This is a genomic window from Streptomyces sp. NPDC004732, from assembly GCF_040609235.1.
In the GTDB taxonomy this organism is placed as follows: domain Bacteria; phylum Actinomycetota; class Actinomycetes; order Streptomycetales; family Streptomycetaceae; genus Streptomyces.
The window spans coordinates 341987-363124 of record NZ_JBEXJR010000009.1 but is presented as its reverse complement, the minus strand read 5'-3'; the positions used below and the strand labels follow the sequence as shown (position 1 = coordinate 363124).

The window sequence follows — 21138 nt, the reverse complement described above, 5'->3', positions numbered from 1 at the left end:
TAGAAGCTCGTCGCGGGCCGCGGGAGCCCTGCGGTACCCTGACGCCATGCGTGCCGTACGCCTTCTGCTTAGCGGGCCGCGCTGATCAGTCCCGACCGCCGGTGAACCGCGGTCGGAATCGGCGCGGCGTCCCCTCCTGTGCGAGGGGCATTTTTGTTTGACCAGCACGGTCAATTCCGCAGGCAGAGACGATCGATGGAGCTTTGAGGATCATGAGCGAGACGAATTCTGCTGCCGCCTCCGAGGTGGCGGCGCCGCACCGCTATACGGCCGCTCTGGCCGCTGACATCGAGGCACGCTGGCAGGACTTCTGGGACGCCGACGGCACCTACGAGGCGCCGAACCCGAGCGGCGACATGGCCGCGCGGGACGAGGCGGAGGCCGCTCTGGTCGGCAAGCCCAAGAAGTTCATCATGGACATGTTCCCGTACCCCTCCGGGGCGGGCCTGCACGTCGGCCACCCGCTGGGCTACATCGCCACGGACGTCTTCGCGCGCTTCCAGCGCATGACCGGCCACAACGTCCTGCACACCCTGGGCTTCGACGCCTTCGGCCTGCCCGCCGAGCAGTACGCGGTGCAGACGGGCACCCACCCGCGGGTCTCCACCGAGGCCAACATCGAGAACATGAAGTCCCAGCTGCGCGCGCTGGGCCTGGGCCACGACAAGCGGCGTTCGTTCGCGACGATCGACCCCGAGTACTACAAGTGGACCCAGTGGATCTTCGTCCAGATCTTCAACTCCTGGTACGACGCCGATGCCGCGCAGGCCCGCCCGATCGCCGACCTGGTCGCCCAGTTCGAGAGCGGTGAGCGTGCCGTACCGGACGCCACGCGCGCGTGGAGCGAGCTGGACGCCGCGGAGCGCGCCGAGGTGCTGAGCCAGTACCGCCTGGCCTACGCCTCCGACGCCCCCGTCAACTGGTGCCCCGGCCTGGGCACCGTCCTGGCCAACGAGGAAGTCACCGCCGACGGCCGCTCCGAGCGCGGCAACTTCCCCGTCTTCAAGGCCAAGCTGCGCCAGTGGAACATGCGCATCACCGCGTACGCCGACCGCCTGCTGGACGACCTGGACGCGCTGGACTGGCCCGAGGCCATCAAGCTGCAGCAGCGCAACTGGATCGGCCGCTCCGAAGGCGCCCGCGTGAGCTTCCCCGTCGGCGTCGAGGGCGACGCGATCAGCGTCTTCACCACTCGCCAGGACACCCTGTTCGGCGCGACCTACATGGTCCTGGCGCCCGAGCACGACCTGGTCGACAAGGTCATCCCGGAGACCTGGCCCGAGGGAACCCACGACGTGTGGACCGGCGGCCACGCCACGCCCGCGGAGGCCATCGCCAAGTACCGCGCCTTCGCCGCCGCCAAGTCCGACGTCGAGCGCCAGGCCGACGCCAAGGAGAAGACCGGCGTCTTCACCGGCGTCTACGCCACCAACCCGGTCAGCGGCGAGCAGGTCCCCGTCTTCATCGCCGACTACGTCCTGATGGGCTACGGCACCGGCGCGATCATGGCCGTTCCGGCGCACGACAGCCGCGACTTCGCCTTCGCGCGCGCCTTCCACCTGCCGATGCACTGTGTCGTCGAGCCGTCCGACGGCCGGAGCACCGACACCAGGACGTGGGACGACGCCTTCGCCTCGTACGAAGCGAAGCTGATCAACTCCTCGAACGAGGAGATCTCCCTGGACGGCATGGACGTCGCGGGTGCCAAGGCCCGCATCACCGGCTGGCTGGCCACCCGCGGCATCGGTGAGGGCACCGTCAACTTCCGCCTGCGCGACTGGCTGTTCAGCCGCCAGCGCTACTGGGGCGAGCCCTTCCCGATCGTCTACGACGAGGACGGCGTCGCGCACGCGCTGCCCGAGTCGATGCTGCCTCTGGAGCTGCCGGAGGTCGAGGACTACTCCCCGCGCACCTTCGACCCGGACGACGCGGACACCTCTCCGGAGACGCCGCTGTCCCGCAACGAGGAGTGGGTCAACGTCACCCTGGACCTGGGGGACGGCGCAGGACCGCGCACCTACCGCCGCGAGACCAACACCATGCCCAACTGGGCGGGTTCGTGCTGGTACGAGCTGCGCTACCTGGACCCGCGCAACGACCAGCAGCTGGTCGACCCCGCCGTCGAGCAGTACTGGATGGGCCCGCGCGAGGGTCAGCCGACGGGTGGCGTCGACCTGTACGTGGGCGGCGCCGAGCACGCGGTCCTGCACCTGCTGTACGCGCGCTTCTGGTCGAAGGTCCTGTTCGACCTGGGCCACATCTCGTCGGCCGAGCCGTTCCACAAGCTGTACAACCAGGGCATGATCCAGGCCTACGTCTACCGGGACAGCCGCGGCTTCCCGGTGGCGGCGACCGAGGTCGAGGAGCGCGACGGAAAGTTCTTCTTCGAGGGCGAGCCGGTCAAGCGCGAGCTGGGCAAGATGGGCAAGTCCCTGAAGAACGCCGTCACGCCGGACGAGATCTGCGACGAGTACGGCGCGGACACCCTGCGCCTGTACGAGATGGCGATGGGCCCCCTGGACGTGTCGCGTCCCTGGGACACGCGCGCGGTCGTCGGTCAGTACCGTCTGCTGCAGCGCCTGTGGCGCCTGATCGTCGACGAGTCGACCGGTGAGGTCACCGTCGCCGACGTCGCCGACGCGGACGTCGACGAGGCCACCCTGCGCGCCCTGCACAAGGCCATCGACGGTGTGCGCCAGGACCTGGAAGGCATGCGGTTCAACACCGCCATTGCCAAGATCACCGAGCTGAACAACCACCTGACGAAGGTGGGCGGCGCGGTCCCGAAGTCCGTCGCGGAGGGCCTGGTGCTGCTGATCGCGCCGCTGGCCCCGCACATCGCCGAGGAGCTGTGGCGCAAGCTGGGCCACACCGACTCGGTGGTCCACCGGGACTTCCCGGTCGCCGACCCGGCTTACGTCGTGGACGAGTCCGTGACCTGCGTCGTGCAGATCAAGGGCAAGGTCAAGGCGCGCCTGGAGGTCTCCCCGGCCATCTCCGACGCCGAGCTGGAGAAGGTGGCGCTGGCCGACGAGAAGGTCGTGGCCGCGCTGGACGGGGCGGGGATCCGCAAGGTGATCGTGCGGGCGCCGAAGCTGGTGAACATCGTTCCCGCGTGACCGATCCCGTGTAGTGGCATCGGGGTCTTCCCTTACGGGCAGGTTGGGGGTTCCGCTGGAACCTCCGACCTGCCTTCTCCGTTTACGGTGGAAGGAGTCGCTGGAGCGGACTGCTGGAGTGACCGGATGCGGAGAGGAGCGTCATGGAAGCCGTGGGCGCGATCGTGGCGCTGCTTTTCGTGCTGTTCTTGGTGCTGGGTGTGTACGCGACAGTGAAGGCGGTCCGGGCGGCCAAGCGCGGCGTCGACCGCACCATCATGGAGGCCCGCCGGACGGTCGAGGACACCACGCTCCGGGCCCGGAGCTTCGCGCAGGTCGGCAGCGCCGGTGAACTGGCCCAGCTGCGGCTCGCGTTGCGCACCTCCATGCGGGCCACGCAGGACGTCCTGCAGGCAGGCGCCGCCGAGGACGCCTCGCTGAAGGAAACCCTGGAGCTCTTCGACCGGCTCAGCGTCCACGGACACGAGCTGGACGACGAGCTCCGGCGTCTGGAGCGCGACCCGGACAAGGCCGCGCTGGCCGAGCGCCTCCCCGAGCTGCGGGAGCGCACGGAGCAGATCAAGAAGGCGGCCGACTCCCTGCGCTGGTCGGCGCGCGACCGGGCCCGCCGGTTCGCCAACGACGACCTGGACTCGCTGAGCACCCAGATCGACATGGAAGCGGGCGCCCTGCGGCACTGGACGACGGAGCCGTCGTCGACCGACCGGACCCCGGCCGAGTGGCCCGAGCCCGAGGCGGCAGACGGCAAGGGTGCCGAGCAGACCTGGTCCGAGCCGTCCGGCCCCGCCCAGCAGGCGGCACAGGAGCCGACGCGGCCCGCGATCACTCCGCCCACCGCGCGGGTGACGTATCCGTGGGAGAAGAAGGCCAAGCCCGAGAGCACGACCTGAGCCGCCCGGAACCGGGTGCGCAGGGGCCGGACTGCCACCCGACGGCCCAGACAGGTAATCTCCAGCTCATGTCCCGCCATGTCGCGATCGTCACGGATTCAACGGCCTACCTGCCGCAGGGGACGATGGAGCGGCACAGCATCACCGCGGTGCCCCTGACCGTGGTCCTGGGGGATCAGGCGCTGGAGGAGGGCACCGAGATCTCCGCCCGCTCCCTCGCCCAGGCGCTGCAGAAGCGGAAGTCGGTGACGACGTCCCGGCCCAGCCCCCAAGTCTTCGCGGAGACCTACCGCAAGGTCGCGGAAGCGGGCGCGACCGACATCGTCTCGCTGCACCTGTCCGCCGAATTCTCCGGTACGTACGACGCCGCGGTCCTCGCCGCGAAGGAAGCGCCGGTGCCGGTGCGGGTGGTGGACACCGGCATGGTGGCGATGGCACTCGGCTTCTGCGCCCTCGCGGCGGCACAGGCCGCGGAGGCGGGCGACTCGGCAGAGGAAGCGGTGGCGGCCGCGGAGAAGCGGGCCGCAGGCACGTCCGCGTTCTTCTACGTCGACACCCTCGACTACCTCCGCAGGGGCGGCCGCATCGGCGCCGCTCAGGCGCTCCTGGGCTCCGCGCTCGCCGTCAAGCCGCTGCTGAAGCTGGACGGTGGCCGCATCGACATGCTGGAGAAGGTGCGGACCGCGTCGAAGGCGATCGCCCGGCTCGAGGAGATCGTGGTCGAGCAGGCCGGGTCCGGCCGGGTCGACATCGCGGTGCACCACCTGGCGGCACCGGACCGGGCCTCGGCGCTCGCCGAGCGGCTCAGGGAGCGGGTGCCGGACCTCGCGGAACTGCACGTCAGCGAGGTCGGTGCGGTGATCGGGGCGCACACGGGGCCGGGGTTGCTGGGGGCTGTGGTCTCGCCTCGGTGAGTCCCAGGCGTCGGTGAGTCCCACGTGCCGGTGAGTCCCACGTGCGGGTGACGGGGATATCCACAACTGCCGGGTAATCCACGGAAATCGAGCAAGATCAACAACTTTTCGTGGCGATGCCTAACGTCGTCGGCATGGCACTTCGATCACTTTCCCGGACATCTTCCACGACGAGCGGGCCCGGCCGTGGCCCCGCGTCAGACGGCCGCGCCCACACCAGTGACCGTCACGCCCGCGAGCGGGCCCGCCGTCGGCGCGCGTCGGCGGAGGCGGTCCGGCGGCGGGCGGAGAGCCTCTTCGCCGAGCCGCAACCGCAACCACCGCCACCGCCTTCGCCTTCGCCTTCGCCGAGGTTGGATGTGGCGGCTCCGGACGCCGGGCTGGCGGGCGGGGTTTGGGCCGGAGGCACATCCGGGCCGCGTGTGCCCAGGCCCGGGTGGGCGCGGGAGGCGGAGGCGGCGGCCGGTGCGGAGGCCGAGGAAGCTGTCCCCGGTGATGAGCGGCAGCGGCCGGAACCCTCGCGGCGGCAGCGGCAGCGGCAGCGGCAGCGGCTGGGGCTCGCGGTGCGGGAGCGGTTGCCGATGTGGCTGCAGACGCGGTGCGGTCTCGAACGGCGAGCCGTGGTCGCGCTCGCCGTGATCCTCGGGGTGGCAGCGGTCTTCGCCGCCCAGCATTTCTGGACGGGGCGGGCCCAGCCCGTGCGGCCGCCGGATGTGGTGCGTGCGGCGGGCGCCGTCCCTGAGCGGGGCGCGGAGCCGGATCCGTCGCCGGGGCCACCGGCGCGGGCGGGGCGGGCGTCGGCGGACGCGGGCGGTGGCGCCGGTGCGGTGCACGGTGAGGGCGCCGGGGGCGCGATCGTCGTGGACGTCAGCGGGAAGGTCCGTCGGCCCGGCGTCCATCGGCTGCCCGCCGGGTCCCGGGTGGCCGATGCCCTGCGGGCCGCCGGTGGGGTCAGGCCGGGTACGGAGACGGACGACCTCAATCGCGCGCGGTTCCTCGTGGACGGCGAGCAGGTGGTGGTGGGAGGGCCGCCGACGGCCGGTGGTGCCGGTGGTGCCGGTGGTGTCGGGACAGGGGCCGGTGCCGCGGTCGGGGCGGGCGCTGGTCCGCCCGGTGCGGCCGCGACTGGCCCGGTGGGCCTGAACACGGCGACCGCGGAGCAGCTCGACGAACTCCCCGGTGTAGGACCCGTGTTGGCGCAGCACATTCTCGACTACCGCGCGGAGCACGGCGGGTTCCGCTCCGTCGAGGAGCTCCGTGAGGTCAACGGCATCGGCGACCGGCGCTTCGCCGATCTCCAGGGTCTCGTACGGCCATGACGCGCGCGGCGGTTCACCTCGCGTCGGGCCACCGCCTCGGTGCCTCGAATCCCCGGCAGGAGGGCCCGGCCGACCTGCGGCTCGTGCCGCCCGCGCTGGCGGCGTGGGCATCGGCCGCACTGATGCTGGACGCCCCGCCTCGCTGGGCGATCGGCACGGTGGCGGTCGGCGTGCTGGTGGCCGGAGCGCTGCTGGTGAGGTGGACGGCCAGCGGAAGCAGAGGGGAGCCGGGGCGGTGGGGACGCCTCTCGATGGCCGCGGTTCTGCTCTGCGCCGCCGGGGCGGCGGCCTCCGCGGCGCTGCACGGGGCGGATCTGCGCCGGGGCCCGGTCCCGGCGCTGGCCGGACGGTATGCGCAGGTGGACGTGGAGTTGAGGGTGACGTCCGACCCCCGGCGCACCCGGCCCCGCGTGGCGAGCGCGCACACTCTGCCGCCGACCGTCGTCCTGGACGCGGAAGTCCTCCGCGTCACGGAGACGAACGGCTCGTCGACCACGACCCGCACACCGGTCCTGGTCGTGGTGCGGATGGTTGAGTCCAAGAGGGCGTCCTCCAAGAGGGCGTCCACGAGGGCCACTTCAACCACCCCCTGGACAGGCCTGTTGCCCTCGACGCGGGTGCGTGTGGAGGGTCGGCTTGCGCCGCCCTTGTCCGAGGGGAGCGAGGTGGCCGCCGTGCTTCGGGTGGCCAGGGAGGGGGCGCGGGCGCCTCGGGTGGTGGGGGCGCCTTCCCGGATACAGCGGCTGGCCGGGGAGTTGCGGGACGGACTGCGGGAGGCCACGGAGGGGCTGCCCACCGATGCCCGTGCGCTGCTCCCCGGGCTCGTCGTCGGGGACACCTCACGGGTGTCTGCCGAGTTGGACCAGGCGTTCCGGGCGACCGACCTCACGCATCTGCTCGCCGTCAGCGGGGCGAACCTCACGATTGTGCTCGTCCTGCTCATCGGGCCGCCGGGCACCGCCCAGCGGGCCGAGCGGCGCGGGCTGGCGCCGAAGTTGGGCATTCCGCTGCGGACGACCGCGGTGCTCGGCGGGGCGCTCACGCTCGGGTTCGTCATCGTCTGCCGACCGGACCCGAGCGTGTTGCGGGCCGCGGCCTGCGGGCTGATCGCGCTGCTCGCCATCGTCACGGGACGGCGCAGGTCCCTGATTCCGGCGTTGGCCACGGCGGTGCTGGTGCTGGTTCTGTACGACCCGTGGCTGGCCCGGAGTTATGGGTTCCTGCTCTCCGTCCTGGCCACCGGCGCCCTGCTCACCCTCGCGCCGCGCTGGGGTGCGGCGCTGCGCGGGCGAGGGGTGCCGGGGAGGTTGGCCGACGCGGTGGCCGCCGCCGCGGCGGCTCAGGCGGTGTGTGCGCCCGTCGTCGCCGTCCTCGCGGCCCGGGTGAGTCTGGTCGCGGTGCCGTGCAATCTCCTCGCCGAGTTCGCCGTCGCGCCTGCCACCGTGCTCGGCTTCGCGGTGCTGGCGGCGGCGCCGGTCGCGATGCCTGTCGCCAAGGCGCTTGCCTGGGTAGCGAGTTGGCCCACGGGGTGGATCGCGGGCATCGCCCGTGCGGGGGCGGCCCTGCCGGGGAACGGGGTCGACTGGCCGGGCGGCTGGCGTGGCGGACTCGTGCTCGCGGGCGTCACCGTGGTCCTCGTCCTGGTGGGACGCAGGATCGTGCGGCACCCGTGGCTGGTCACGGCCTGCGCCGCACTGTTCTTCCTGGTGGTCGTCCAGCCTCCGCCCGTCACCCGGGTGATCGCGGGCTGGCCGCCGCCGGGCTGGCGCCTTGCGATGTGCGATGTGGGGCAGGGCGACGCGACGGTGCTGGCGGCGGGTGACGGCGCTGGGGTGGTGGTCGACGCGGGGCCCGATCCGCTGGCGGTGGACCGCTGTCTGCGTTCGCTCGGGATCAGACGGGTGCCGCTCGTCCTGCTCACGCACTTCCACGCGGACCATGTCGCGGGGCTGCCGGGGGTGTTGCGGGGGCGTGAGGTGGGGGCGATCCAGACGACGGGGTTCCAGGAGCCGCCGGAGCAGGCCGAGTTCGTGCGGGAGCAGGCGGCAGCGGCAAGGGTGCCGGTGATGGCGGCCGCGGCGGGGGAGCGGCGCCGCGCTGGTCCGCTGGACTGGCAGGTGCTGTGGCCTCCGGCGGGACCGGTGCCGAGGCCCGAGGGGCCGAACGACGCGAGCGTCACTCTGCTCGTGCGGACGGGCGGGCTGACGCTGCTGCTCCTCGGCGATCTGGAGCCGCCCGCGCAGAGGGCACTGCTGCGGACCCCGGCGGCCGCGTCGATCGGTTCCGTGGACGTCCTCAAAGTCGCGCATCACGGCTCGGCGAACCAAGATCCGGAGCTTATGCGCAGGGCGGCGCCGCGGCTGGCGCTGATCTCGTGCGGCGCCGACAACTCGTACGGCCATCCCTCGCCCGTCACCATGGCGGCGCTGCGGGCCGGGGGAGCGCAGGTGCTGCGGACGGACAGGGACGGGGCGGTGGCGGTGGTGGGCTCGGGCCCCCGGTCGGCCCCACGCCTGGCGGTGGCGACCCGGCCGCCGTGAGCACCGCTCTCGTATCCCCGAGCCCGAGCCCGAGCCCGGGCCCGCGCCAGGGACCCCTCCGCGCCGCCCTCGGCGCACCCGCCGCGGCCAATTCGGTCCAGTCGCGACACTTCGGCGCATCGGCAGCATTCCCGCGATCTGGGTCCGTGTTGCATCGAAAGCCGCAACGGTGATCGAATGCCTATTCGTTGTAGTTTGCAGTTGTTGTCAAGGAAGGCGGGGGTGTGTCGAGCGTGTTCGGCCGCTGGCTGGGAAACCGTACGAATCGGACCGGGCGGGTGGGAGCCTTGTCGGCGCTCACGGTCCCGTCGAGTGCGGGGGTACTCAGCTGTCGGGTGCTCGACCCGGTCAACGAGCCCGTGCGGAACGCGGAATTTGCCGTCAGCGACGCCCTGGGGCGCAAGGTGGTCAGTGGGGGCACCGACCCCTTCGGATCGTTCGTCACTGCTGTTCCGGCCGGGGACTACCGGCTCGCGGTCTCGGCGGAGGGCTTCACCCCGTACCGGGCGAGCGCCACGGTGGGCGAGGACGCGCACGCCTCGCTCGGTGACGTCACGCTCCAGGTCGCCCAGCCCCCGGCGCTCCCCGAGCCCGGCGACTGGGAGGTGGACCCCCTGCACTCCTCGGTCGGCTTCACCGCGCGGCACATCGGGCTTGCCCGCATCCACGGCAGGTTCAACAGCTTTGCGGGTGCGATCCGGATGGGGGAGCGGATGGAGGACTCCGCGATGCACGTCGTCATCGACGCGTCCTCCATCGACACCGCGGTCAAGATGCGCGACGACCATCTGCGCTCCGGCGACTTCCTCGACGTGGAGCGGTTCCCGACGATGGAGTTCTACAGCGAGCGCTTCGTCCACAAGGGCGGCAGCCGCTGGGCGATATCCGGCGGCCTGACGCTGCACGGGGTGACGCGCACGGTCACGCTCGACACCGAGTACCTCGGGGTCGGCAAGGGGCTCGAGGGCGAGACCCGCGTCGCCTGCCGGGCCACCACCGAACTGCACCGCGACGACTTCACGATCACCTGGCAGACGATGCTCGCGCGCGGCATCGCCGCCGTCGGGCACAGCATCACGATCGACCTCGACATCCAGGTCATCCCCAAGAGCGGCTGACCGCGCCCACCGGTCGGCGTTCGCTACGGGGCCTCCAGCCAGCCCTCGTGCTCGGCGGCCAGTGCGTCGAGGGCCGACGGGTCGAGGCGGGCGTCCGGGTCCTCGACCACGACCAGCCACTGGGCGTCCTCGGCATCGTCCTCGCCCGCCAGGGCGTCGCGGACCAGCTGCGGCTCCTCGGCCACGCCGAAACGGTCGGGGAGCTCTTCGGCCACCACCTCCGCGGCATCGCGGTCGGGCAGCACCAGGACATGTCGTACGTCGGTCACGGGCCCATTCTCCGCTACGGCGGCCGGGGCATCCGTGCGGCCCCGGTCGGGCGGGACGGGCTGTCAGTGGCGCGTGGGATGCTTGACCGCGATGGCCAGGAAGACAGCAAACGACGATCCGCTCGCTCCTCTCACGCTCGCCGTGGGGCAGGAGGACCTCCTCCTCGACCGCGCCGTGCAGGAAGTGGTCGCGGCCGCCCGCGCCGCCGACGCGGACACGGACGTGCGCGACCTCACCCCCGACCTGCTGCAGCCCGGCACGCTCGCCGAGCTGACCAGCCCGTCGCTCTTCGCCGAGCGCAAGGTCGTCGTCGTGCGCAATGCGCAGGATCTGTCGGCCGACACGGTCAAGGACGTCAAGGCGTATCTGGGGTCGCCCGCCGAGGAGATCACCCTCGTCCTGCTGCACGCGGGCGGCGCCAAGGGCAAGGCGCTGCTCGACGCGGCGCGGAAGGCGGGCGCGCGCGAGGTCGCCTGCCCCAAGATGACCAAGCCCGCGGACCGGCTCTCGTTCGTGCGCGGCGAGTTCCGCACCCTGGGCCGTTCGGCGACCCCGGAGGCGTGCCAGGCCCTTGTCGACTCGATCGGCAGCGATCTGCGCGAGCTCGCCTCCGCGGCCGCCCAGCTGGTGGCGGACATCGAGGGCACGATCGACGAAGCGGTCGTCGGGCGGTACTACACGGGCCGGGCCGAGGCCTCCAGCTTCACGGTGGCCGACCGGGCCGTCGAGGGGCGGGCCGCCGAGGCGCTCGAAGCGCTGCGCTGGTCCCTGGCGACCGGCGTCGCCCCCGTCATGATCACCAGCGCCCTCGCGCAGGGCGTCCGGGCGATCGGCAAGCTCTCCTCCGCGCGCGGCGGACGCCCCGCCGACCTCGCCCGTGAGCTGGGCATGCCGCCCTGGAAGATCGACCGCGTGCGCCAGCAGATGCGCGGCTGGACGCCGGACGGCGTGGCAGCGGCGCTCACCGCGGTGGCCGCGGCCGACGCGGGCGTCAAGGGGGGCGGCGACGATCCCGAGTACGCGCTGGAGAAGGCGGTCGTCGCCATTGCCCGTGCGGCGCGGTCCGGGCGGCCCTAGGCCCTAGGGCCAGCGTGTGCGGGCCGTGGGCCCGGCGTCTGCGTGGCTCGGGTGCGTTTCGTCTGCGGCGTGCGTCGTGGCTTGTCGCGCAGTTCCCCGCGCCCCTGACACAGCACCCCCAGCGGCCCTACCCCTGACGCCGCACCCTCGCCCCAGCGGCCCTACCCCGGACACCGCACCCCCACTCCCAGCGGCCCTGCCCCGGACACCGCACCCCCACTCCCAGCGGCCCTACCCCGGACACCGCACCCCCACTCCCAGCGGCCCTGCCCCTGACCCAGCACCCCGCCCCCCCAGCGGCCCCACCCCTGACGCCGCACCCCCACCCCAGCGGCCCCACCCCGGACACAGCAATGCCCCCAGAGTGGGTCCGGGGGCATCGTCGCAGCGTGGCGTACTGCGTGGTCTGTCCGCGATTCGAGGTAGAGGGCTCGAATTACCCTCGCGGGAGGATTGATCAGCGCCCCGGCGAACCGGGGTCAAGAGCTTCAGCCCTTGAGGGACGCGGCCTTCGTCGCAAGCGCCGACTTCTTGTTGGCGGCCTGGTTCTTGTGGATGACGCCCTTGGAGACGGCCTTGTCCAGCTGACGCGTGGCCTCACGCGTGAGCTCGGCAGCCTTCTGGGTGTCACCGGCGGCAACGGCCTCGCGGGCCTTGCGGATCGCGGTCTTCAGCGAAGACTTGACCGCCTTGTTGCGCTGACGCGCCTTCTCGTTGGTCTTGATCCGCTTGATCTGGGACTTGATGTTCGCCACGAAAGAGCCTTTTCAGGTTCAGGTTCTGCAGAACTTCTGCAGATGAGTGTTATGACACGCGCCTCGATGCCTGAGAGGGCTACGAGACACAGCTGTCCACGGTACCAGCCGCCCTCCGACCGTCCCAAACCGGGCGCAGTGCCCCACCCATGGGACGATGGAATCTACGTATAGATCCGACCCGAGGCGACAGGCGCCTCAAGAGACAGGACCCTGCGTGCCCGCGACCCCTAAAAATGTGCCCGAGCCGAGCCGTACGGACCCGGCGCTGATCCGCAATTTCTGCATCATCGCGCACATCGACCACGGCAAGTCCACGCTCGCCGACCGCATGCTCCAGCTGACCGGTGTGGTGGATCAGCGGCAGATGCGTGCCCAGTACCTCGACCGCATGGACATCGAGCGCGAGCGCGGCATCACGATCAAGTCCCAGGCGGTGCGTCTGCCCTGGGCCCCGACAGAGGGCCCGGACCAGGGCAGTACCCACATCCTCAACATGATCGACACCCCGGGCCACGTGGACTTCACGTATGAAGTCTCACGTTCGCTCGCGGCCTGTGAGGGCACGATCCTCCTGGTCGACGCGGCCCAGGGCATCGAGGCGCAGACTCTCGCCAACCTCTACCTGGCGATGGAGAACGACCTCAAGATCATCCCCGTACTGAACAAGATCGACCTGCCTGCCGCCCAGCCGGAGAAGTTCTCCGAGGAGCTCGCCAACCTGATCGGCTGCGAGCCCGAGGACGTCCTGAAGGTCTCCGCGAAGACCGGCATGGGCGTCGAGGCGCTGCTCGACAAGGCCGTCGCCGAGATCCCGCCCCCGGTCGGCGTCAAGGACGCCCCGGCCCGCGCGATGATCTTCGACTCGGTCTACGACTCCTACCGCGGCGTCGTGACGTACGTACGAGTGGTCGACGGCCAGCTCAACAAGCGCGAGCGGATCCGGATGATGTCCACCGGCGCTACGCACGAGCTGCTTGAGATCGGTGTCTCCTCCCCCGAGATGACCCCGGCCGACGGCATCGGCGTCGGTGAGGTGGGTTACATCATCACCGGCGTGAAGGACGTCCGTCAGTCCAAGGTCGGTGACACGATCACCTCCCTGCACAAGGGCGCCACCGAGCCGCTCGGCGGTTACAAGGACCCCAAGCCGATGGTGTTCTCGGGCCTGTACCCGCTGGACGGCTCGGAGTACCCGGACCTCCGCGAGGCCCTCGACAAGCTGCAGCTCAACGACGCCGCGCTCGTCTATGAACCGGAGACCTCGGCCGCGCTGGGCTTCGGTTTCCGTGTCGGCTTCCTGGGGCTCCTGCACCTCGACGTGATCCGCGAGCGCCTGGAGCGCGAGTTCGGGCTCGACCTGATCGCCACCGCCCCCAACGTGGTCTACCGCGTGATCATGGAGGACGGTGCCGAGCACACGGTCACCAACCCGAGTGAATTCCCCGAGGGCAAGATCGACCAGGTCTTCGAGCCCGTGGTGCGCGCCACGATCCTGGCGCCCAGCGAGTTCATCGGCTCGATCATGGAGCTGTGCCAGAACCGGCGCGGCGTCATGCTCGGCATGGACTACCTCTCCGAGGACCGCGTCGAGATCCGGTACACGCTGCCGCTCGCCGAGATCGTCTTCGACTTCTTCGACCAGCTGAAGTCCAAGACGCGCGGTTATGCCTCGCTGGACTACGAGCCCACCGGCGAGCAGTCCGCCCAGCTCGTCAAGGTCGACATCCTGCTGCACGGCGACAAGGTCGACGCGTTCTCGGCGGTCACGCACAAGGACCAGGCGTACGCGTACGGCGTGCGGCTCGTCGCCAAGCTGCGCGAGCTCATCCCGCGGCAGGCCTTCGAGGTGCCCGTCCAGGCCGCGATCGGGTCAAGGGTCATTGCCCGCGAGACCATCCGCGCCATCCGCAAGGACGTCCTCGCCAAGTGCTACGGCGGTGACATCTCCCGTAAGCGCAAGCTGCTCGAGAAGCAGAAGGAGGGCAAGAAGCGCATGAAGATGGTCGGCTCCGTCGAGGTGCCGCAGGAAGCCTTCATCGCCGTGCTCTCCAGCGACGACAGCGGCCCCGGCAAGGCCAAGAAGTAGTTCCCCGATCGCGGCGCGGCCGCGGTCACGCGGGCCCGGTGCGCACACGCATCGGGCCCGCGGCGCGTTTCGGCGGGCGGGCTCGTTCCGTATGGGTGTCTGGAGGAAGTGACAGGCAGATGCCCCTTACGCACTGGGCGTCGGAGCTCTACTCTGATCACCACTCGTAGGTTACTCGCAAGTTAAACAAGTAGCCGCAGGGACGTCAGAACACACGTAAGAAGCAGCCGCCAGCCAGTTCGCCGCACTGCCGTGGGCCCGGAGGATGTCGTGAGCGACACACAGACCTTGATCGAGAACCGTCCGCCCTCCGTGGCGCATCTCTTCCTGGAGCGCGTGGCGGCAACCCCGGACGCCGAGGCCTACCGGTACCCCGTCCCGGCGGCGTCCGGCGAGGGCCCCGACGACTGGAAGACGCTCAGCTGGGCGCAGGCCGCGGACCGCGTGTACGCCATCGCGGCCGGCCTCGTCGAGCTGGGCCTGCAGGCCGAGGACCGCGTCGCCCTCGCCTCGTCCACGCGCGTCGAGTGGATCCTCTGCGACCTCGGCATCATGTGCGCGGGCGCGGCCACCACCACCGTCTATCCGCAGACCAACGCCGAGGAGTCGGCGTACATCCTGGCCGACTCCGGCAGCCGCGTGCTGATCGCCGAGGACGCCGCGCAGCTCGCCAAGGCGCGCGAGAAGCGCGCCGAGCTGCCCGAGCTGCAGCACGTCGTGGTGCTCGACCCCGCGGGCGCCGAGCCCGCCGAGGGCGACCCCGAGGGCTGGCTGCTCACGCTCGCCGACCTGGAGGCCCGCGGCGCCGCGCACCTGGAGAAGAACCCGGAGCTCATCAAGGAGCGGATCGCGGCGATCACCGCCGACCAGCTCGCCACGATCATCTACACCTCCGGCACCACGGGCCGCCCCAAGGGCGTGCGCCTGCCGCAGGACAACTGGTCGTACATGGCCAAGGCCATCGCGGCGACCGGCCTGCTCGGCCCCGACGACGTGCAGTACCTGTGGCTGCCGCTCGCCCACGTCTTCGGCAAGGTGCTGACCTCCGGGCAGATCGAGCTCGGGCACGTCACCGCCGTCGACGGCCGCGTGGACAAGATCATCGAGAATCTGCCCGTGGTGCAGCCGACGTACATGGCGGCCGTGCCCCGCATCTTCGAGAAGGTCTACAACGGCGTCGCGGCCAAGGCGCGGGCCGGTGGCGGAGCCAAGTACAAGATCTTCCAGTGGGCCGCCGACGTCTCCCGCGAGTACGCGAAGGTCAGCCAGGACAACTTCCGCAGGACCGGCACCGCGTCCGTGCCCTTCGGGCTGCGCGCCAAGCACCGGACCGCCGACGCCCTCGTCTACTCCAAGCTGCGCGAGGCCTTCGGCGGACGGCTGCGCGCCGCCGTCTCCGGCTCCGCCGCGCTGGCGCCCGAGATCGGCTACTTCTTCGCGGGCGCGGGCATCCACATCCTGGAGGGATACGGCCTGACCGAGTCCTCCGCGGCCTCCTTCGTGAACCCCGGCGAGGCCTACCGCACCGGCACGGTCGGCAAGCCGCTGCCCGGCACCGAGGTGCGCATCGCGGACGACGGCGAGATCCTGCTGCGCGGCCCCGGCATCATGGAGGGCTACCACGGGCTGCCCGAGAAGACCGCCGAGGTCCTGGAGTCCGACGGCTGGTTCCACACCGGGGACATCGGCGAGCTGTCCGTCGACGGCTATCTGCGGATCACGGACCGCAAGAAGGACCTGATCAAGACGTCCGGCGGCAAGTACATCGCGCCCGCCGAGGTCGAGGGCCAGTTCAAGGCCGTGTGTCCGTACGTCTCCAACATCCTCGTGCACGGCGCCGACCGGAACTTCTGCACCGCCCTGATCTCCCTCGACGAGCCCGCCATCCTCGACTGGGCCAAGGAGAACGGTCAGGAGGGCAAGTCGTACGCGGAGGTGTGCGCCGCCCCCGCGACGGTCGAGCTCGTCGACGGCTATGTGCGCGAGCTCAACGAAGGCCTGCAGCGCTGGCAGACCATCAAGAAGTTCCGGCTCCTGCCGCGCGACCTCGACGTCGAGCACGGCGAGCTGACGCCCAGCCTGAAGCTGAAGCGTCCGGTGGTCGAGCGGGAGTACAAGCACCTGATCGAGGACATGTACGCGGGGTCGCGCGAGGCCTGATCCGTCGGCTCGGGGCCCCTGGGTCCGGGGGGCCGCTCGTTGTTCGTCACGCGGTCGGGGCGTCGGTCTACACGCCCCGGCCGCGGCGCATTTCCTGCACCAGTTCCTCCATGTGCGTCACGTGGCGGCGCAGTTCGAGGACGTCCTTGAGGCTGCTCGCCGCCATATGGGTCTCGATGGCCGACAGACGCGCGGCCAGCTCGTCGAACTGGCGCTGCTCACGGGCCAGTATCCGCTCCAGCTGCCTGTTCTTGCGGTGCAGTTCGAGGAAGACGGTGACCTTGGCGCGCAGCACCCAGGGGTCGAACGGCTTGGTGAGGTAGTCCGCAGCCCCGGTCGCATAGCCGCGGAACGCGTAGCCCGCGTCGTTGTCGGTGCCCGTCAGGAAGATGATCGGCACGTCCTTGGTCTGGTCGAGCCGTTTGATGTTCGACGCGGTCTCGAAGCCGTCCATGCCGGGCATGCGGACGTCCAGAAGGATCACGGCGAATCGTTGCCGCAAAATCGCCTTCATGGCTTCCTCGCCCGAACGAGCCCGCACCAGGGGCTCGTTCAGTGATCCGAGGACGGCTTCGAGAGCCATCAGATTGTCCTCCATGTCGTCGACTAGGAGGATGCTCGCGCGGTTGTCGGTCACGGCCTCTGCACTCATGGTCACGGTGCCTCACTCGGTCGTCGGCGGAACAACGCTTTCTCCTTGCACGCTGTCCTGCTCCTGAACGACGGTCTCTGGATCGGTGGTCGTGGATTGCTCGTCGGTCGACGAGCCGGCTGGGTCCAGGAGGGCACAGACGACGCCGAGCAGTTGGTCTACGTCCACGGGCTTGGGGACGTAGTCGGTGGCGCCCTGGGAGATGGCCTTCTCACGGTCTCCGGGCATGGCCTTGGCGGTGAGGGCGACGATGGGCAGGCCCCGCCAGCGGGGGCTGCGACGGATCGCGACCATGGTTTCGTAGCCGTCCATCTCCGGCATCATGATGTCCATGAGGACGATGTCGACATCCGGATTGCGCTCCAGCGTCTCGATGCCCTCGCGGCCGTTCTCCGCGTACAGGACGGGCATGCCGACGCGGCTGAGGACATGGGTGAGCGCGAAGACGTTGCGGATGTCGTCGTCGACGATGAGCACCCTGCGGCCCGGCAGTATGCGGCCCGCGCGCCCTTCCTTCCACTCCTCCAGCTTGGTGGGCGTGGGCCAGCTGTCGTCGGGTTCGAGTGCGGTGTGCGGCCGCAGGGCCGCCTGCTCGATCGGTTCCGGCAGGTGCTGGGTGTGCGCTGCCGCGTACGCGATGGCGGCGGCGCCGTGGCCCGGGTGCACCACGGGAACGTAGAGCGAGAAGGTCGAGCCCTGGCCGGGGCGGCTCTCCGCGGTGATGCGGCCGCCGAGCAGGCCCGCGATCTCGCGGCTGATGGAGAGGCCGAGGCCGGTGCCGCCGTACTTGCGGTTGGTGGTGCCGTCGGCCTGCTGGAACGCCTCGAAGATCACCGGCAGTTGCTCGGACGGGATGCCGATGCCGGTGTCGCTGACGGCGAAGCAGAGCAGGTCGTCGTTGTCGTGGAGCAGCCGGTCGCCCGAGGCCTGCGCGACCCGGCTGACCCGCAGCTCGACGCTGCCCGCCGAGGTGAACTTGACCGCGTTGGACAGCAGGTTGCGCAGGATCTGCTGGAGGCGCTGCTCGTCCGAGAACATCTCGCGCGGCACGTCCTCGCCCACCGACACGTCGAAGGCGAGACCGCGGTCGAGGGTGAGCGGGCGGAACGTCGCGTGGACGTAGTCGAGGACCTTGATGAGGGGGAGCTTCTTGGGGCGTACGTCCATCCGGCCCGCCTCGATCTTCGACAGGTCCAGGATGTCGTTGATGAGCTGAAGGAGGTCGGAGCCCGAGCGGTGGATGGTCGTCGCGAACTGCACCTCCTGGTCGGAGAGGTGGTCGTCGGGGTTGTCGGAGAGCAGCCGGGCGAGGATCAGCAGGGAGTTGAGCGGGGTGCGCAGCTCGTGCGACATGTTCGCCAGGAACTCCGACTTGTACTGGGAGCTCGTGGCCAGCAGGGCGGCCTTCTCCTCCAGCTCCGCGTTCGAACGCCGCAGTTCGGCCTGCTGCCGCTGGAGCTCGTCCGAGCGCTCCTGGAGCTGGATGGCCAGCCGCTGCGACTCGCCGAGCAGGGACTCCGTACGGGAGTTGGCGATGATCGTGTTGATCGCGACGCCGATGGTGTTCACGAACTGGTCGAAGAACGCCAGGTGGACGTCGGAGAAGCGGGAGAACGTGGCCAGCTCGATGACGCCGAGCAGCTTGTCCTCGAAGAGGATCGGGATGATGACGACCGTGGCGGGGGCGGCGTCGCCGAGCCCCGAGTGGATCTTGATGTACTCCGGCGGGACCTCCTCGACGAGGATGCGCTTCTTCTCCAGCGCCGCCTGGCGCACCAGACCCTGCGCGGGCATGCCGCCGGTGTCGACGACCGAGCCCTGCGCCGCGCCGTACCCGGCGATGAAGGCGAGGCCCTTGGCGGTCACCTGGGTGGGCGCCGGGGCTTCGGCCGTGTCCGGGTCGGCCAGGAAGAAGGCGCCGTACTGCGCGTTCACCAGCGGGGTCAGCTCGCGCAGGATCAGGTCGGCGACCTCCATCAGGTCCCGGTGGCCCTGCATCAGACCGGCGAGGCGGGCGAGGTTGGACTCCAGCCAGTCCTTGGCGCGGGTGGTCTCGCGGAGGTTGGAGACCATGAGGTTGATGTTGTCCTTGAGCTCGGACACCTCGCCGCGGGTCTCGACCGTGATGGAGCGGGTCATGTCGCCCTGGGCCACGGCGGACGCGACCTCGGCGATGGCGCGGACCTGGGTGGTGAGGTTCAGCGCCAGCTCGTTCACGTTCGTCGTCAGGCGCTTCCACGTGCCGTACACGCCCTCGACCCGGGCCTGGCCGCCTAGTTGGCCCTCGGAGCCGACCTCGCGGGCCACGCGGGTCACCTCGGAGGAGAACGAGGACAGCGTGTCCACCATGGTGTTGATGGTGGTCTTCAGCTCCAGGATCTCGCCGCGCGCGTCGACGTCGATCTTCTTGGAGAGGTCGCCCTGGGCCACGGCCGTCGCGACCTGCGCGATGTTGCGGACCTGGCCCGTGAGGTTGTCCGCCATGTAGTTGACGTTGTCGGTGAGGTCCTTCCACACGCCCGATACGCCGAGGACCTGTGCGCGGCCGCCGAGCCGGCCGTCCGTGCCGACCTCGCGGGCGACGCGGGTGACCTCGTCGGCGAAGGCGCGCAGCTGCTCCACCATCGTGTTGACGGTGTCCTTCAGCTCCAGGATCTCGCCGCGCGCCGTGACCGTGATCATCTTGGACAGGTCGCCGTTGGCGACGGCCGTGGTGACCTGGGCGATGTTGCGGACCTGGGAGGTGAGGTTCGACGCCATGAAGTTGACGTTGTCCGTGAGGTCCTTCCATACGCCGGACACGCCCCGGACCTGGGCCTGACCGCCCAGGTTTCCTTCGGTGCCGACCTCGCGGGCGACGCGGGTGACCTCGTCGGCGAAGGCGGACAGCTGGTCCACCATCGTGTTGATCGTCGACTTCAGTTCGAGGATCTCGCCCTTCGCCTCGACCGTGATCTTCTTGCCCAGGTCGCCCTGGGCCACGGCCGTCGACACGAGCGCGATGTTGCGGACCTGGGAGGTGAGGTTGTCGGCCATGAAGTTGACGTTGTCGGTGAGGTCCTTCCACACGCCCGACACGCCCCGCACCTGAGCGCGCCCGCCCAGGTTTCCTTCGGTGCCGACCTCGCGGGCGACGCGGGTGACCTCGTCGGCGAAGGCGGACAGCTGGTCCACCATCGTGTTCACCGTCGACTTCAGCTCCAGGATCTCGCCCCGGGCGTCGACGGTGATCTTCTGGCTGAGGTCGCCGTTGGCGACGGCCGTGGTGACCTGGGCGATGTTGCGGACCTGGGAGGTGAGGTTCGACGCCATGAAGTTGACGTTGTCCGTGAGGTCCTTCCACACGCCCGACACCCCGCGCGCCTGGGCGCGGCCGCCCAACTGGCCCTCGGTGCCGACCTCGCGCGCCACCCGCGTCACCTCGGCGGCGAACGCGGAGAGCTGCTCCACCATCGTGTTCACGGTGAGCTTCAGTTCAAGGAGCTCACCCGTCGCCTCGACGGTCACTGTGCGTGTCAGGTCGCCCTGCGCCACGGCCGTCGTCACGAGCGCGATGTCCCGCACCTGGGCGGTGAGCCGGGCCGCCATCGTGTTGACGGCTTCGGTCACATCCCGCCAACTTCCCGAGAGGCCGCGCACCTTGGCGCGGCCGCCGAGGCGCCCCTCCGTGCCGACCTCGCGCGCGACGCGCGTGACCTCGCCCGTGAAGAGGGACAGCTGGTCCACCATCGCGTTGACCGCACGCCCCAGGCGGCGTAAATCGCCCCGCAGTTCACGGGTGCCGTCGTGCAGGTCGACCCGCTGGGTGAGGTCACCGCCCGCCACCGCGTTCAGCACCCGGGTGGCGTTCGCCGCCGGGGCCACCAGCGCGTCGAGCAGGGTGTTGACCTCCGAGACGCGGGCGGCCCACCTGCCCTGACCCGGGCTCGCGCCGAACCGTTCGTCCAGTCGGCCGTGCCTTATGATCTCGCGGCGCACGCGGATCAGTTCGACGTCGAAGTGGACCGAACGGTCGAGCATCTCGTTGAACACCGCGTACAGCTCGGCGGTCATGCCGTCGCCCACCGGCGTCACCTTGGTGAAGTCGCCGTCCCGTGCGGCACGCATGGCGGCGAGAAGCGGGCGCAGCTGACTGGTGGCCGGATCCGTGTCGGACTCGATGTTCTGTGCCGGGGCCGGAATGCGGCGCTTTGCAGGCACAGGCATAGCACTGTTCTCACTCATAACGGCCCACT

13 protein-coding genes are annotated in these 21138 nt (G+C 70.5%); 9 read left to right on the top strand and 4 right to left on the bottom strand.

What is annotated here, in order from left to right; translation table 11 throughout:
• Positions 1 to 212 precede the first annotated feature (212 nt).
• The 6 genes from leuS (at position 213) to ABZV77_RS28225 (ending at position 9900) form a co-directional block, all read left to right on the top strand.
• Positions 213 to 3119 (top strand): leucine--tRNA ligase, encoded by a 2907-nt coding sequence (gene leuS, locus ABZV77_RS28250; RefSeq protein WP_356262431.1) that lies wholly within the window; start codon positions 213 to 215, stop codon positions 3117 to 3119.
• 143 nt (positions 3120 to 3262) lie between these two features.
• Entirely contained in the window at positions 3263 to 4009 is a 747-nt protein-coding gene (locus tag ABZV77_RS28245; protein ID WP_356262428.1) for a hypothetical protein, read from the top strand.
• Between the two features lie 68 nt (positions 4010 to 4077).
• The gene (locus ABZV77_RS28240; RefSeq protein WP_356262426.1) at positions 4078 to 4923 is read left to right on the top strand and encodes a DegV family protein; all 846 of its coding nucleotides are present in this window, start codon (positions 4078 to 4080) and stop codon (positions 4921 to 4923) included.
• 134 nt (positions 4924 to 5057) lie between these two features.
• On the top strand, positions 5058 to 6242 hold the full coding sequence (locus tag ABZV77_RS28235) for a ComEA family DNA-binding protein (RefSeq protein ID WP_356262423.1): 1185 nt from the start codon (positions 5058 to 5060) through the stop codon (positions 6240 to 6242).
• Positions 6239 to 8782: a ComEC/Rec2 family competence protein gene (locus tag ABZV77_RS28230; protein ID WP_356262420.1), complete on the top strand. Its 2544-nt coding sequence runs from the start codon at positions 6239 to 6241 to the stop codon at positions 8780 to 8782. The genes ABZV77_RS28235 and ABZV77_RS28230 overlap by 4 nt, the downstream gene beginning before the upstream one ends.
• Positions 8783 to 9015: 233 nt before the next feature.
• Positions 9016 to 9900, top strand: coding sequence for a YceI family protein (locus tag ABZV77_RS28225; RefSeq protein WP_356262733.1), 885 nt, complete (start codon positions 9016 to 9018; stop codon positions 9898 to 9900).
• Between the two features lie 23 nt (positions 9901 to 9923).
• On the opposite strand, the gene ABZV77_RS28220 is transcribed toward ABZV77_RS28225, so the two are convergent.
• Positions 9924 to 10169: a hypothetical protein gene (locus ABZV77_RS28220; protein WP_356262418.1), complete on the bottom strand. Its 246-nt coding sequence runs from the start codon at positions 10167 to 10169 to the stop codon at positions 9924 to 9926.
• Between the two features lie 91 nt (positions 10170 to 10260).
• Here ABZV77_RS28220 and holA point away from each other — a divergent pair, with 91 nt between their 5' ends.
• Positions 10261 to 11247, top strand: coding sequence for a DNA polymerase III subunit delta (gene holA / locus ABZV77_RS28215; RefSeq protein ID WP_356262415.1), 987 nt, complete (start codon positions 10261 to 10263; stop codon positions 11245 to 11247).
• A 488-nt stretch (positions 11248 to 11735) separates the two neighbouring features.
• On the opposite strand, the gene rpsT is transcribed toward holA, so the two are convergent.
• The gene (gene rpsT / locus ABZV77_RS28210; RefSeq protein WP_055564969.1) at positions 11736 to 12002 is read right to left on the bottom strand and encodes a 30S ribosomal protein S20; all 267 of its coding nucleotides are present in this window, start codon (positions 12000 to 12002) and stop codon (positions 11736 to 11738) included.
• 217 nt (positions 12003 to 12219) lie between these two features.
• On the opposite strand from rpsT, the gene lepA reads away from it, so the two are divergent.
• Together lepA and ABZV77_RS28200 are read left to right on the top strand one after the other, a co-directional pair.
• Complete coding sequence (gene lepA, locus ABZV77_RS28205) at positions 12220 to 14091, top strand: translation elongation factor 4 (RefSeq protein WP_356262412.1); 1872 nt, start codon at positions 12220 to 12222, stop codon at positions 14089 to 14091.
• Between the two features lie 270 nt (positions 14092 to 14361).
• On the top strand, positions 14362 to 16251 hold the full coding sequence (locus ABZV77_RS28200; protein WP_356262409.1) for a long-chain fatty acid--CoA ligase: 1890 nt from the start codon (positions 14362 to 14364) through the stop codon (positions 16249 to 16251).
• A gap of 67 nt (positions 16252 to 16318) precedes the next feature.
• Here the strand turns inward: ABZV77_RS28200 and ABZV77_RS28195 are convergent, their stop codons facing one another.
• On the bottom strand, positions 16319 to 16903 hold the full coding sequence (locus ABZV77_RS28195; RefSeq protein ID WP_356262406.1) for a response regulator: 585 nt from the start codon (positions 16901 to 16903) through the stop codon (positions 16319 to 16321).
• 12 nt (positions 16904 to 16915) lie between these two features.
• Positions 16916 to 21010 (bottom strand): HAMP domain-containing protein, encoded by a 4095-nt coding sequence (locus tag ABZV77_RS28190; RefSeq protein WP_356262731.1) that lies wholly within the window; start codon positions 21008 to 21010, stop codon positions 16916 to 16918.
• Positions 21011 to 21138 lie beyond the last annotated feature (128 nt).

What these genes read in the sequence shown, in the direction of transcription:
- ABZV77_RS28190 (WP_356262731.1), bottom strand. Translation starts at nt 21,010, where the DNA reads ATGCGTGCCGCACGGGACGGCGACTTCACCAAGGTGACGCCGGTGGGC.
- leuS (WP_356262431.1), top strand. Translation starts at nt 213, where the DNA reads ATGAGCGAGACGAATTCTGCTGCCGCCTCCGAGGTGGCGGCGCCGCAC.
- holA (WP_356262415.1), top strand. Translation starts at nt 10,261, where the DNA reads ATGGCCAGGAAGACAGCAAACGACGATCCGCTCGCTCCTCTCACGCTC.
- ABZV77_RS28230 (WP_356262420.1), top strand. Translation starts at nt 6,239, where the DNA reads ATGACGCGCGCGGCGGTTCACCTCGCGTCGGGCCACCGCCTCGGTGCC.
- ABZV77_RS28240 (WP_356262426.1), top strand. Translation starts at nt 4,078, where the DNA reads ATGTCCCGCCATGTCGCGATCGTCACGGATTCAACGGCCTACCTGCCG.
- ABZV77_RS28235 (WP_356262423.1), top strand. Translation starts at nt 5,058, where the DNA reads ATGGCACTTCGATCACTTTCCCGGACATCTTCCACGACGAGCGGGCCC.
- ABZV77_RS28245 (WP_356262428.1), top strand. Translation starts at nt 3,263, where the DNA reads ATGGAAGCCGTGGGCGCGATCGTGGCGCTGCTTTTCGTGCTGTTCTTG.
- ABZV77_RS28195 (WP_356262406.1), bottom strand. Translation starts at nt 16,903, where the DNA reads ATGAGTGCAGAGGCCGTGACCGACAACCGCGCGAGCATCCTCCTAGTC.